The 13,203-nt window shown below is 64.7% G+C and carries 11 protein-coding genes; all 11 read left to right on the top strand.

Going from position 1 to position 13,203, the window contains the following annotated elements:
- Positions 1-11 precede the first annotated feature (11 nt).
- The 11 genes from mraY to lpxC all read left to right on the top strand — a co-directional run bounded on the left by mraY (position 12) and on the right by lpxC (position 13,156).
- Positions 12-1,181: a phospho-N-acetylmuramoyl-pentapeptide-transferase gene (gene mraY / locus R2N16_RS22420; RefSeq protein WP_316668715.1), complete on the top strand. Its 1,170-nt coding sequence runs from the start codon at positions 12-14 to the stop codon at positions 1,179-1,181.
- A gap of 146 nt (positions 1,182-1,327) precedes the next feature.
- On the top strand, positions 1,328-2,827 hold the full coding sequence (gene murD, locus R2N16_RS22415; protein WP_316668760.1) for a UDP-N-acetylmuramoyl-L-alanine--D-glutamate ligase: 1,500 nt from the start codon (positions 1,328-1,330) through the stop codon (positions 2,825-2,827).
- Positions 2,824-4,065: a putative lipid II flippase FtsW gene (gene ftsW, locus R2N16_RS22410; RefSeq protein ID WP_316668713.1), complete on the top strand. Its 1,242-nt coding sequence runs from the start codon at positions 2,824-2,826 to the stop codon at positions 4,063-4,065. The genes murD and ftsW overlap by 4 nt, the downstream gene beginning before the upstream one ends.
- Positions 4,062-5,162, top strand: coding sequence for an undecaprenyldiphospho-muramoylpentapeptide beta-N-acetylglucosaminyltransferase (gene murG, locus R2N16_RS22405; protein WP_316668711.1), 1,101 nt, complete (start codon positions 4,062-4,064; stop codon positions 5,160-5,162). Before ftsW ends, murG begins: the two co-directional genes overlap by 4 nt.
- A 14-nt stretch (positions 5,163-5,176) precedes the next feature.
- Positions 5,177-6,628, top strand: a complete 1,452-nt coding sequence (gene murC, locus R2N16_RS22400) for a UDP-N-acetylmuramate--L-alanine ligase (RefSeq protein WP_316668709.1) — start codon at positions 5,177-5,179, stop codon at positions 6,626-6,628.
- Positions 6,625-7,620: a D-alanine--D-alanine ligase gene (locus R2N16_RS22395; protein WP_316668707.1), complete on the top strand. Its 996-nt coding sequence runs from the start codon at positions 6,625-6,627 to the stop codon at positions 7,618-7,620. The genes murC and R2N16_RS22395 overlap by 4 nt, the downstream gene beginning before the upstream one ends.
- A 23-nt stretch (positions 7,621-7,643) precedes the next feature.
- On the top strand, positions 7,644-8,531 hold the full coding sequence (locus R2N16_RS22390) for a cell division protein FtsQ/DivIB (RefSeq protein WP_316668705.1): 888 nt from the start codon (positions 7,644-7,646) through the stop codon (positions 8,529-8,531).
- Positions 8,528-9,760 (top strand): cell division protein FtsA, encoded by a 1,233-nt coding sequence (gene ftsA / locus R2N16_RS22385; RefSeq protein ID WP_024979178.1) that lies wholly within the window; start codon positions 8,528-8,530, stop codon positions 9,758-9,760. Before R2N16_RS22390 ends, ftsA begins: the two co-directional genes overlap by 4 nt.
- Positions 9,761-9,900: 140 nt before the next feature.
- Positions 9,901-11,100 carry a cell division protein FtsZ gene (gene ftsZ, locus R2N16_RS22380; RefSeq protein ID WP_316668758.1) on the top strand — a complete coding sequence of 400 codons (1,200 nt, stop codon included), beginning with the start codon at positions 9,901-9,903 and terminating at the stop codon, positions 11,098-11,100.
- A 392-nt stretch (positions 11,101-11,492) separates the two neighbouring features.
- The gene (locus R2N16_RS22375) at positions 11,493-11,993 is read left to right on the top strand and encodes a peroxiredoxin (RefSeq protein ID WP_316668702.1); all 501 of its coding nucleotides are present in this window, start codon (positions 11,493-11,495) and stop codon (positions 11,991-11,993) included.
- 245 nt (positions 11,994-12,238) lie between these two features.
- Positions 12,239-13,156, top strand: coding sequence for a UDP-3-O-acyl-N-acetylglucosamine deacetylase (lpxC, locus tag R2N16_RS22370; protein WP_316668701.1), 918 nt, complete (start codon positions 12,239-12,241; stop codon positions 13,154-13,156).
- The last annotated feature ends 47 nt before the right edge of the window (positions 13,157-13,203 follow it).

Genomic DNA, 13,203 nt, shown 5'->3' with positions numbered 1-13,203 from the left:
AGCAAGAACCCATGTTATTGGCATTGGCGCAATGGTTGCAGAACGACTACGGCTTCCTGCGCGTCTTCAACTATCTGACGTTCCGCGCCGTGATGGCATCTCTCACGGCGCTGGTGATCGGCCTCGGGTTCGGGCCGTTTGTGATCCGTCGCCTGACGGAACTGAAAGTCGGCCAGGCCGTGCGCAGCTATGGTCCGCAGACGCATCTGGTCAAGGCCGGCACCCCTACCATGGGCGGTGTGCTGGTGCTCATCGGCATTGCCGTGTCGACGCTGCTGTGGGCGGACTGGGGCAACCGCTTCATCTGGATCGTGCTGCTGGTCACGCTCGGCTACGGTGCGGTCGGCTGGGTGGATGACTACCGCAAGGTCGTGCACCGTGATCCGAAGGGCATGTCTTCGCGCGAGAAGTTCTTCTGGCAGACCGTGATCGGCCTGTTTGCGGCTGCGTATCTGGCGTTCTCGGTGTCCGAGACGAGCAACATGCGCGTGCTCGAGCTGTTCATGGACTGGGTGCGCAGCGGCCTGTCACTGAACCTGCCGGCCAAGTCGCACCTGATCGTGCCGTTCTTCAAGGAAGTCAGCTACCCGCTGGGCGTGTTCGGCTTCATTGTGCTGACGTACCTCGTCATCGTCGGCTCCAGCAACGCGGTGAATCTGACCGATGGACTCGATGGCCTCGTCATCATGCCGGTCGTGCTGGTGGGCAGCGCGCTGGGCATCTTCGCCTACGTGATGGGCAGCGCCGTCTACAGCAAGTACCTGCTGTTCCCGCACATTCCGGGCGCGGGTGAGCTGCTGATCTTCTGCTCGGCGATGGCAGGGGCGGGGCTTGCCTTCCTGTGGTTCAACGCACACCCGGCGCAGGTCTTCATGGGTGACGTCGGCGCGCTGGCGCTGGGTGGCGCGCTCGGCACCATCGCCGTGATCGTGCGTCAGGAAATCGTGCTCTTCATCATGGGCGGCATCTTCGTGGCCGAGACCGTCTCGGTGATGCTGCAGGTGACGTGGTTCAAATTCACCAAGAAGCGTTATGGCGAAGGCCGGCGCCTGTTCCGCATGGCGCCGCTGCACCATCATTTCGAGTTGTCCGGCTGGAAAGAAACGCAAGTGGTCGTGCGCTTCTGGGTCATCACCATGATGCTGGTGCTGATCGGCCTGTCGACCCTGAAGCTGCGATGAGCACGGACATGATCGACATGACCGACCCCACCACCCCGGACGACGACATGGCCGCCACGCAGCCGGAAGCGGCCGTGGACGCCGTGGTCGCGACGCTCGATTCTGCCGAGCCGATGCCCGCTGCTGAAACCGCGCAGGCGCCGCGCATGTTCGGCGAGTTCGAGGCGCCGGTGGTGCTGGTGCTCGGCCTGGGTGAGTCTGGCCTGGCGATGGCGCGCTGGTGTGCCCGTCATGGCGCACGCGTGCGCGTGGCCGATACGCGCGAGGCACCGGCCAACCTGCCGACGCTGCGCTCGCACGTGCCGGACGCCGAATTCGTGAGCGGTCCGTTCGCCGTATCGCTGCTGGACGGTGTGACGCTGGTGGCGATCAGCCCCGGCCTGTCGCCGCTGGATGCCAACGTCGCGGCGCTGCTGAGCGCCGCCAATGCGCGCAGCGTGCCGGTGTGGGGCGAGATCGAATTGTTTGCCCGCGCGTTGGCGGGTCTGAAGGCCGCGCAAGGCTACTCGCCGCGCGTGCTGGCCATCACCGGCACCAACGGCAAGACGACCACCACGGCGCTTACGGGCGCCTTGGTCGAGCGCGCCGGCAAGACCGTCGGCGTGGCAGGCAACATCAGCCCGTCGGCGTTGGATAAGCTCGGCGAATGCGTTGACGCCGGCACCCTGCCCGACGTGTGGGTGCTGGAGCTTTCCAGTTTCCAGCTCGAAACCACGCACACGCTGGACGCAGATGCCGCCACCGTCCTGAACATCACGCAGGATCACCTTGACTGGCACGGCACGATGGACGCCTATGCCGCTGCCAAGGGCCGCATCTTCGGTGCCAAAACCGTGCGCGTGCTGAACCGTCAGGACGCCGGCGTGATGGCCTTCGCCAGCAAGAGCGGTGGCGATATCACCTTCGGGATCGACGAGCCGAGCACGCCCGATGCGCTTGGCTTGCTGCGCGAGGGCGGCATGCCCTGGATCGTATTGGCCGAAGCCGATGAGGACGATCTGCCGAAGCCCGCGCGCCGCAAGAAGGGTGACCCGGCGCCCGCCGCGCCGGTGCCGGTGCGCCTCAAGCGCCTGATGCCCGCCGACGCACTGCGCATCCGTGGCTTGCACAACGCGACCAACGCGATGGCCGCGCTGGCACTGTGCCGCGCGATCGGCCTGCCAGTGAGCGCACTGCTGCACGGCCTGCGCGATTACGCCGGCGAACCGCACCGCGTCGAGCTGATCGCCGCGTTTGACGACATCGAATTCTTCGACGACAGCAAGGGCACCAACGTCGGTGCGACCGTGGCCGCACTCTCGGGCTTGTCCAAGCATGTCGTGCTGATTGCGGGTGGCGATGGCAAGGGGCAGGACTTCTCGCCGCTGGCTGAGCCGGTCGCGCAATACGCACGTGCCGTGGTGCTCATCGGCCGCGATGCGCCGCTGATCCGCGAGGCGCTGACCAATACCGGCGTCAAGCTGGTCGACGCCCCGACGCTGGAAGCCGCCGTGCAGGAAGCCGCTGTGCACGCGCAACCCGGCGACGCCGTGCTGTTGTCTCCGGCGTGCGCCAGCTTTGACATGTTCCGCAACTACGAACACCGCGCCCAGGTGTTTCACGAGGCCGTGGCCGCATTGGCGGCAGACCGAGGAGTCCTCCTATGAGCGACACCCAGATCAAGCGCAGCGGCTTCATCGGCGCGACCATCGGCAACGCGTGGGATGGGCTGCGCGATGCCGTTTCGGGCGTCAAGCCCACGCGCTCCAAGATGATGGAGTACGACCAGCCGCTGATGTGGGTGGCGATCGTGCTGCTCGGCCTCGGGCTGGTGATGGTGTATTCGGCGTCGATCGCGTTGCCGGATTCGCCCAAGTACGCCAACTACAGCAACGGCCATTTTCTGATTCGCCACATCTTCTCACTGGTGATCGGGCTGGTCGGTGCGATCGTCGCATTCCAGATTCCGGTCAAGTTCTGGGACAAATACGCTCCCAAGCTCTTCATCATCGCCTTGGTGCTGCTGGTGCTCGTGCTCGTGCCGCACGTGGGCAAGGGCGTGAACGGCGCACGCCGCTGGCTGCCGCTGGGCATCATGAACTTCCAGCCGTCCGAGCTGATGAAGCTGGCGGTGGTGCTGTACGCCGCCAACTACACCGTGCGCAAGCAGGACTGGATGCAGAGCGTGCGCAAGGGCTTCCTGCCCATGGGTGTGGCCGTGGCGTTCGTCGGCTCGCTCCTGCTGTTGGAGCCGGACATGGGCGCGTTCCTGGTGATCGCGGCTGTGGCCATGGGCATCCTGTTCCTGGGCGGCGTGAACGGCAAGCTGTTCGGTGGGCTGGTGCTGACTGCGATTTCAACCTTCTCGCTGCTGATCGTGGCGTCGCCCTGGCGGCGCGAGCGGATCTTCGCGTACCTGAACCCGTGGCAAGAGGAATACGCACAGGGCAAGGCGTACCAATTGACGCACTCGCTCATCGCGTTTGGCCGTGGCGAGTGGACGGGCGTTGGCCTGGGCGGCAGCATCGAGAAGCTGCACTACCTGCCTGAAGCGCATACCGACTTCATCCTGGCGGTGATCGGCGAGGAGCTGGGCTTTGTCGGCGTGCTGATCGTGATCCTGCTGTTCTATTGGATGGTGCGCCGCGCGTTCGAGATCGGCCGCACCGCGCTGCAGCTCGACCGCACGTTCGCCGGCCTGGTTGCCAAGGGCCTGGGTATCTGGGTCGGCTGGCAGGCCTTCATCAACATGGGTGTGAACCTCGGCTTGCTGCCGACCAAGGGCCTGACGCTGCCGATGGTCAGCTACGGCGGCTCGGGCATCCTGATGAACTGCGTGGCGCTCGCGCTGCTGTTGCGTATCGATTATGAAAACCGCGTGCTGATGCGGGGGGGCAAGGTATGACGGCACGCAATTCGGCCGATCTGGCGCCGCGCACGCTCCTCGTCATGGCCGGTGGTACGGGGGGTCATATCTTCCCTGCATTGTCGGTAGCCAAGCTGTTGGCCGCGCGTGGCTGGAAGGTGGTGTGGCTCGGCAACGCGAACGGCATGGAAGGCCAGTTGGTGCCCAAGCACGGCTTCCCTCTGGAGTCGGTGCAGTTTGGTGGTTTGCGTGGCAAGGGCCTCGTCACCAAGTTGCTGCTGCCGCTCAATCTGCTGCGCGCGTTCTGGCAGAGCCTGGGCGTGGTGCGCCGTGTGCGTCCCAACGTGGTGCTGGGCATGGGCGGCTATATCACGTTCCCGGGCGGCATGATGAGCGTGCTGCTGGGGCGCCCGCTGGTGCTGCACGAACAGAATTCCATTGCAGGTCTAGCCAACCGCGTGCTCGCGCGCGTGGCCGATCGCGTGCTCTGCGCGTTTCCGAATGCGCTGTCCGGCGCCGAGTGGGTCGGCAATCCGATCCGCGCCGATCTGGCAATGCTGGCTTCGCCGCAAGCGCGCTACGCCGAGCGTACCGGCCCGCTGCGCGTGCTGGTCGTGGGCGGCAGCCTGGGCGCGGCGGCGCTCAACGATGTGGTGCCCAAGGCGCTGGCGTTGCTGCCAGCCGATACGCGCCCGATCGTCATCCACCAGGCCGGCGCCAAGCAGATCGACACGCTGCGCGCCAACTATGCCGCCGCCGGCATTGATGATGCCCACGCGCAGCCGGTGCCCTTCATCGACGACATGGCAGCCGCGTATGCGCACGCCGATCTCGTGATCTGCCGCGCGGGCGCAATGACTGTTTCAGAAGTGGCCGCGGCGGGTGTCGCGGCGCTGTTCGTGCCGTTCCCGCATGCCGTGGACGATCACCAGACCACCAACGCGCGCTTCCTCTCCGAACGCGGCGCGGCGCTGTTGGTGTCGCAGCAGGAACTGGGTCCGGCATCGCTGGCAGATACACTCGCGTCCCTGACGCGTGCGCAATTGGCCAATATGGCGGCTAAAGCACGTGAGCAGGCACGGCCCGCAGCGGCCGAGCGTGTTGCCGACGTGTGTGTAGCGGTGGCACGGGCATAGGGAATCGAATCGATATGAAGCACATCGTCAAGAACATCCATTTTGTAGGCATCGGCGGCGCCGGCATGAGCGGCATCGCCGAGGTGCTGCTTAACCTGGGCTACCGCGTGACAGGCTCCGATCTGGGCAGCAGCGCGACCACGCAGCGCCTGGCAACGCTTGGCGCGACGATCATGCAGGGCCATGCGCCGGAACATGTGATCGGCGCCAATGCCGTGGTGGTGTCCACCGCCGTGCGCGGCGACAATCCGGAAGTGCTGGCCGCGCGCGCCAAGCGCATCCCCATCGTGCCGCGTGCGGTGATGCTGGCCGAGCTGATGCGCCTGAAGCAGGGCATCGCCATTGCCGGCACGCACGGCAAGACGACGACCACCAGCCTGGTCGCATCCGTGCTGGCCGAGGGCGGCCTGGACCCGACCTTCGTGATCGGCGGGCGCCTGAACTCGGCCGGCGCCAACGCGCGGCTGGGCACGGGCGATTTCATCGTCGCCGAGGCCGACGAATCCGACGCGTCGTTCCTCAACCTGTTCCCCGTGATCGAGGTCATCACCAATATCGATGCCGATCACATGGATACCTACGGGCACGACTTCGCGCGCCTGAAGCAGGCGTTCATCGAGTTCACGCAGCGTCTGCCGTTCTACGGCATCGCCGTGCTGTGCGTGGATGACCCGAACGTGCGCGAAATTCTGCCGTTCGTCTCCAAGCCTGTCGTGCGCTACGGTTTTGCCGAAGATGCGCAGGTGCGTGCCGTCAATGCGCGCGCCGTCGATGGCCGCATGGAATTCACCGTGATCCGCCAGCTTGACGGCCATGCCGAGCCGCCGCTGTCGATCACGCTCAACCTGCCGGGCCTGCACAACGTGCAGAACGCGCTGGCTGCCATCGCCATCGCGACTGAACTGGAAGTGCCGGACGAGGCTATCGTCAAGGCGCTGGCCGAGTTCACCGGCGTGGGCCGCCGCTTCCAGCGCTACGGCGAAGTGCCGACCGCTGACGGCACGGGCCGCTTCACGCTCATCGACGACTACGGCCATCACCCCGTCGAGATGGCTGCAACGCTTGCCGCTGCGCGCGGTGCGTTCCCCGGTCGCCGCCTCGTGCTGTCGTTCCAGCCGCACCGCTTCACGCGCACGCGCGATTGCTTTGAAGATTTTGTGAAGGTGCTCGGCACTGTCGACGCGCTGCTGCTGGCCGAGGTGTACGCGGCCGGCGAGCCGCCCATCATCGCCGCCGACGGCCGTGCGCTTACGCGTGCGCTACGCGTGGCGAACAAGATCGAACCGGTATTCGTGGAACAGATCGAAGACATGCCGCAAGCGATCCTGGCTGCGGCGCAGGACGGCGACGTGGTCATCACCATGGGCGCTGGATCGATCGGACAGGTGCCCGGTCAGGTGGTTGCGTTGCAGGCTCAGGCGCGCACGGCAAACGTCGTGGATCTGAACGGAGGCGCCGCAGCATGACGACCGGTCCGTTTGTTCCACATCCGACGATTGATCCGAAGTCCCTCGGCAAGGTGGGCGTGCTCATGGGCGGTCGTTCCGCCGAGCGCGACATTTCGCTGATGTCCGGCAACGGCGTGCTGGCAGCGCTGCGCGCACGCGGCGTCGATGCGCACCCGTTCGATCCGGGCCAGCAGGCCGTGGCCGATCTGGCCAAGCAAGGGTTCGACCGCGTGGTGATCTCGCTGCACGGCCGCTTTGGCGAAGACGGCACGATCCAGGGCCTGCTCGAGCAATTCGGCATTCCTTACACCGGCAGCGGCGTACTCGCGTCTGCGCTGGCGATGGACAAGGAAGCCACCAAGCGCCAATGGCAGACCCACGGCCTGCCCACGCCCGATTTCGTGATGCTGCACGCCAGCGCTGACTGGCAAGCCGTGGCCGACCGTCTTGGCCTGCCCCTGATCGTCAAGCCGGCGCGCGAAGGCTCGTCGATCGGTCTGACCAAGGTCACGAGCGTCGCTGAACTGCCCGCCGCCTACGAAAAGGCCGCGCGCCTGGACCGCGACGTGATGGCCGAGCAGTTCATCGAAGGCGACGAGCTGACCTGCCCGATCATCGGCGAAGGCGAGAGCGCCACGGCATTGCCGCTCATCCGCATCGTCGCGCCGCAGGCCAACTACGACTACCAGAACAAGTACTTCACCGACGACACGCGTTACGAATGCCCGGCACCGATTCCCGCCGATGTGGCCGCGCGCGTGCAGGGGCTGGTGGTGCAGGCGTATCGCGGACTGGGCTGCCGTGGCTGGGGCCGCGCCGACATCATGCTGCGCAAGTCCGACAACGCGCCGTTCCTGCTGGAGATGAACACGTCGCCGGGCATGACCGGCCATTCGCTGGTGCCGATGGGCGCACGCGCTGCCGGCATCAGCTATGAAGACTTCGTGTTGCAACTGGCAGCGAGTGCATCGCTGGAGCTGCACGCGAGCACCGACTGGAAACCCGAGTAAGCGAAACCGGACTGCACAACGTTATGTGGCACAACACCCGTCTCCTCAACGCCGTCGCGAGTGCGCTGTACGCGCTGCTCGCGTTGGGCGCATTGGGCGTGGGGGCGGTCTGGCTGATGCAGCGACCGATGTTCCAGCTGCAGCAGGTGCGTGTGATGCCGATGGCCGGCAGCGAGTTGCGCCACGTGAATGTGCCCAGTCTGCGCGCCAACGCGCTGACCAAGCTGCGCGGCAATTTCTTCTCGCTGAATCTGGATGAGGCGCGTGCCGCGTTCGAATCGGTGCCGTGGGTGCGGCGTGCGAGCGTGCGCCGCGTTTGGCCAAACGGGCTGCTGGTGGAAGTGCAGGAACACGAAGCGCTTGGCACCTGGGGTGGTAATGAGTCCGGCAAGCTGGTCAACACGTATGGCGAAGTCTTCGTGGCCAACCTGGCCGAAGCCGAGGACGACACCGACCTGGTTGCGCTGGCCGGCCCCGAAGGTACCGAACAGGATGTGGTGGACAAGCTGGAGACCATGACCGAGTGGTTCAAGCCGATGAACGTCGAACCGCTGAGCGTGACGCTCACCGACCGCTACGCCTGGCGCGCGCGGTTGTCCAACGGCACGGTCATCGAGCTGGGCCGTGAACTGAATGACGATGACCGCACCGCGCTGGCCGCGCGTGCCCGCCGCTTTGTGCGTGCGTGGCCCGAGGTGACGAAGCGCTGGGGCGGTCAGATCGAATACGCCGATCTGCGGTATCCGAATGGGTTCGCAGTTCGGGCGGCGGGTGTGCGCTTCCTGACCGATGCGCAGGCTGCGGTGCTGGCCAAGGGGGGCAAGCTGCCCGGCACCGGCAATGCTGCAAAGCCGAAAGCAAATGCAGCGGCCAACAACAAAGCAACGCGAAGCACAGAGAAAACGCGATGAGCAAGGAATACAAGGATCTTCTGGTCGGGCTGGATATCGGCACCTCCAAGGTGGTGGCGGTGGTGGCCGAGCTGCGTCCTGACGGCGCCTACGAGGTCATCGGCATGGGCCAGACCGAATCGAAGGGGCTGAAGAAGGGCGTGGTCGTCAACATCGAGGCGACCGTCCAGTCGATCCAGAAGGCGCTCGAAGAAGCCGAACTGATGGCCGACTGCAAGATCAGCGAGGTCTTCACGGGCATTGCCGGCAGCCATATCCGCAGCTTCAACTCAAGCGGCATGGTGGCGATCAAGGACAAGGAGGTCACCTCCACCGATGTGGCCCGTGTGATCGAGACCGCCAAGGCCGTCAACATCCCGACCGATCAGCAGATCCTGCACATCCTCACGCAGGAATTCATCATCGACGGCCAGGAAGACGTGCGCGAGCCGATCGGCATGAGCGGCATCCGGCTTGAAGTGAAGGTGCACATCGTGACCGGCGCGGTGAGCGCGGCGCAGAACATCGTCAAGTGCGTGCGCCGTTGCGGGCTGGAAGTGCACGACCTGATCCTGCAGCCGCTCGCATCGAGCTTGGCCGTGCTGACCGAAGACGAAAAGGAACTCGGCGTGGTGCTAGTCGACATCGGCAGCGGCACGACCGACATCGCTATCTTCAGTGAGGGCGCGATCCGCCACACGGCCGTGATCCCCATCGCCGGTGACCAGATCACCAACGATATCGCCATGGCGCTGCGCACGCCAACGCCGGACGCTGAAGACATCAAGATCCAGTACGGGATCGCCAAGCAGGTGCTGGCCGATCCGGACGAGATGATCGATGTGCCGGGCGTCGGCGATCGTGGTCCGCGCACATTGAGCCGCCAGGCGCTGGCCGCTGTGATCGAGCCGCGCGTGGAAGAGCTGTTCTCGCTCGTGCATCAGGTGGTGCGCGAGTCCGGTTATGAGGAACTGCTCTCCAGCGGCGTGGTCCTCACCGGCGGTACCGCAATGATGCCGGGCATGGTCGAGCTGGGTGAAGACATGTTCTTGAAGCCCGTGCGTGTGGGCGTGCCCGAGTACCGCGGCAATCTGCACGAGGTGGTGAAGAGCCCGCGTTACGCCACGGTGATGGGCTTGCTGCAGGAAGGTCGCGTGCAGCGCGTGCGCGGGCGCAAGGTCGTGGTGCAGTCCGGGTCGGCCAAGCAGATCTGGACGCGCATGAAGGAATGGTTCATCGGCAACTTCTAAGCATGGGTGTGCTGGGCGTTGACGATGTGCTCCCTGGGGGGAGCAAGTTGAGTTTCTTGTTTTGATGTTTTTTGTTCAGGAACCAGGAGTTGCGGCGGGGAGGCTGCATCGTCTGGGACTGATCACTTCTGGAGGCAATGATGGACTTCGACATGATTGAAACGGAAATGCAGGACGGCACCATCATCAAGGTGGTCGGCGTCGGCGGCGCGGGCGGTAATGCCGTGCAGCACATGATCAACCGCGGCGTGCAAGGCGTGGAATTCATCTGCATGAACACCGATGCGCAGGCGCTCAAGCGCTCGACCGCATCGCGCGTGCTGCAACTGGGCAGCACCGGCCTGGGCGCGGGTGCCAAGCCGGAAGTGGGCAAGCACTGCGCAGAAGAAGCCCGTGAGCAGATCGCCGACGCACTGCGCGGCGCGCACATGGTCTTCATCACTGCCGGCATGGGCGGCGGTACGGGCACGGGCGCAGCACCGGTGGTTGCGCAGGTGGCCAAGGAAATGGGCATCCTGACCGTGGGCGTGGTCTCCAAGCCGTTCGACTTCGAAGGCGCACGCCGCTCGAAGGTTGGCGAACACGGCGCGAATGACCTCGAAGGCAACGTCGATTCGCTGATCGTGGTGCTCAACGAAAAGCTCTTCGAAGTCATGGGCGACGACGCCGAGATGGACAAGTGCTTCCAGTGCGCCGACGACGTGCTGCACAACGCGGTTGCCGGCATTGCGGAAATCATCAACGTCGACGGTCTGGTGAACGTCGACTTTGAAGACGTGAAGACCGTGATGGGCGAACAAGGCAAGGCGATGATGGGCACGGCTACCGTGTCCGGCGTCGACCGTGCACGCCTGGCGGCAGAACAAGCCGTGGCAAGCCCGTTGCTGGAAGGCGTGGACCTGTCGGGCGCGCGTGGCGTGCTAGTCAACATCACGGCCAGCCGCTCGCTCAAGCTGTCCGAGACCAAGGAAGTGATGAACACCATCCGCAGCTATGCCGCGGAAGATGCCACCGTCATCTTCGGTACGGTCTACGACGATGCCATGGGCGATGCACTGCGCGTGACCGTAGTTGCCACGGGCCTGGGACGCGCCGCGCGCAACAAGCAACAACAGCAGCAGACGATGACGCTGCTGAAGACCGGTACCGACAACCAGCCGGTGGCTTTCGGCGGTGGTGGCGGTCACTCGGTGGCAGCCGCGCCGGACTACAGCAACTTCGACACGCCGGCCGTGTGGCGCAGCTCGCGTGAGTCTGCATCGGCTCACGTGGCAGCACTGCAAGAGAAGGGCGTCGACACGTACGACATTCCGGCATTCCTGCGCAAGCAGGCGGACTGATCGGGCCTGCGTTGGTTCGATAGCGCTCGCGCACGTCTGACTGCCTGCGGCACCGCACGCCGCGCGCGGTTCACGGCTCCCCTCCCGTGATCGCCGTTGTGTGATGGCCCGCCGCTCGTCAGTCGACAGCGCTCGACGAACCGGACACAGTCGTTGCCGCCGGGCAGGTTGGCCTCTGGCCGCCTCCCCGGAAGGGTTCACCCCGCCCGGCGGGTGTATCCGTTCGTTGTGCCGCGCACGGTGCGTTCCGAGCCAAGCGGCCTGATCGTGTTGTCTCCCAAGACCGCCCGCGTGATTCGTTCACACGGGCGGTCTTGTTTTTACGAACCGGCTGCACGGACACTCAGCAGGTTCTATGATCGCGATATCCACGCAAACGCTCCTTTACGATCATGATCCAGCCTGGTCAACCGCTTCCCGACGCAACGCTCTACGAGTTCTTTGAAGTGGAAAAGGACGGCTGCGCGCTCGGCCCCAACGCTTTCTCCGTCCAGCATCTGGCCGAAGGCAAGACGATTGTCATCTTCGGCCTGCCTGGTGCGTTCACGCCGACCTGCTCCGCGCGGCATGTGCCCGGCTATCTCGCCCACTACGACGCGCTGCGCGCCAAGGGCATCGACGAGATCTGGTGTGTGTCCGTCAACGACGCCTTCGTGATGGGCGCCTGGGCCCGCACGCAGGGCACCGACGACAAAATCCGCATGCTGGGCGACGGCAGCGCAGAGTTCACCAGCAAGCTCGGCCTCGACCAGGACCTCTCCAAGCGTGGCATGGGCGTGCGTTCGCAGCGCTACGCGATGATCGTGAAGGACGGTGTGGTAACAGCGCTACAGGTCGAAGCGCCCGGACAGTTCACCGTCAGCAGCGCCGAATCGATCCTGGCGATACTCTGACGCCACGCCAGAACCTCCCCCGAATGGCGGAGTGCCGCCCGCTATCCCGCCCCGCCTCAAGGTTGACGAGACCGTGGCGCCGAATCTGCGTGCACTAAGGTTGAGCAGAGTGTGTGCACCCCTAACATCCCGATACAAAAGTCGTTTTGAAGGCAGGGATGTGAAAATGGTATGCTTAGGGTTATCACCTATGCAGACCGCATAGATAAAAACAATCGTACAAATTTTGTGAGTTGAGGGCGGCCATGTTGAAACAACGCACCATCAAGTCCCTCGTCAAGACCGTCGGCATCGGGTTGCACTCGGGCCGCAAGGTGACGTTGACGTTGCGCCCGGCAGCCGCAGGCACCGGCATCGTCTTCACGCGTGTTGACCTCGACCCGGCCGTCGAGATTCCCGCTACCGCCAGCGCCATCGGCGACACCCGCTTGGCGTCCGTCCTGCAAAAGGACGGTGCCCGCGTGTCGACCGTCGAACACTTGATGTCCGCTTGCGCAGGCCTCGGTATCGACAATCTCTATGTCGACGTCGACGCCGAAGAAATCCCCATCATGGACGGTAGCGCGGCCTCGTTCGTGTTTCTGCTGCAATCGGCAGGCATCGAAGAGCAGGGCGCAGCCAAGCGCTTCATCCGCGTGACCAAGCCTGTGGAAATCCGCGAGGGCGACAAACTTGCCCGCCTGGACCCTTACTTCGGCTTCAAGCTGTCATTCACGATCGAATTCCGCCATCCCGCCGTTGACAAGACCGGCCAGACGTTCGAAATCGACTTTGCCGACACCAGCTACACGCGCGAAATCGCCCGCGCCCGTACGTTCGGTTTCGCACACGAAGTTGAAATGCTGCGCGAGGTCGGTCTGGCACGCGGCGGCAGCCTCGACAACGCCATCGTGCTCGACGAGCATCGCATGCTGAACAACGACGAGCTGCGCTACGGCGATGAGTTCGTCCGTCACAAGATCCTCGACGCCATTGGTGACCTGTACGTGATTGGCCATCCACTGATTGCCGCATACACGGCGCACAAATCGGGGCACGGGCTGAACAATGCGCTGCTGCGCGCGCTGCTGGCCGATGAAACGGCCTACGAGATCGTGACGTTCGACAAGGTGGAAGAGGCGCCGCGCGCGTTCCTGCCACAACTGCAGCCCGCGTTTTCGTGATGGCCTGACGCGGTTGTCCGCATGAAAAAAGCGCCCAGCGGGGCGCT

This window comes from Ralstonia psammae, from assembly GCF_958405935.1.
GTDB classification, from domain to species: Bacteria; Pseudomonadota; Gammaproteobacteria; order Burkholderiales; family Burkholderiaceae; genus Ralstonia; species Ralstonia psammae.
Note: the sequence above shows the minus strand (reverse complement) of the source record. Positions and strands in the feature narration are given on the sequence as shown.